Consider the following 385-nt stretch of genomic DNA (forward strand, 5'->3'; position numbering starts at 1 on the left):
GGTCGACGCTGGCATAGTCCATGTAGCCGAGCCGGCCGACATTGCCGGCTCTGACGATGTCGAACATGCCGTCCTTCAGGTAAGCGTCGTCGATGTGGATTCCGACCACCTCGCCGGCGACGACGACGGCACTGGTCTGCGTGCCATCGAGCGCGCGCGGCCGGATGATCTCGGTCACCCGGCATTCGAGCGCGGCGGGCGCCTCGGCCACCCGGGGCGGCGCGACGAGGCGCGACGGCGCCATGGTGAGATCGGCGTAACCGAATTCGCTGACGCCGCGCGGCGCGTCGACCGCAGTGCGATTCATCTTCTGCGCCAGCTCGCGGCTGACCAGATTGGCGACGAACTCGCCGGTCTCCTCGGCGAAGGTGGCGCTGTCCTTCTC

1 protein-coding gene is annotated in these 385 nt (G+C 68.6%); it reads right to left on the minus strand.

Going from position 1 to position 385, the window contains the following annotated elements:
* Positions 1-385 (minus strand): flavin reductase family protein (locus tag EOA32_RS38165; RefSeq protein ID WP_145971554.1); only part of this gene is annotated, 385 nt, incomplete at both ends.

The organism is Mesorhizobium sp. M1A.F.Ca.ET.072.01.1.1, assembly GCF_004023325.1.
Classification (GTDB): domain Bacteria; phylum Pseudomonadota; class Alphaproteobacteria; order Rhizobiales; family Rhizobiaceae; genus Mesorhizobium.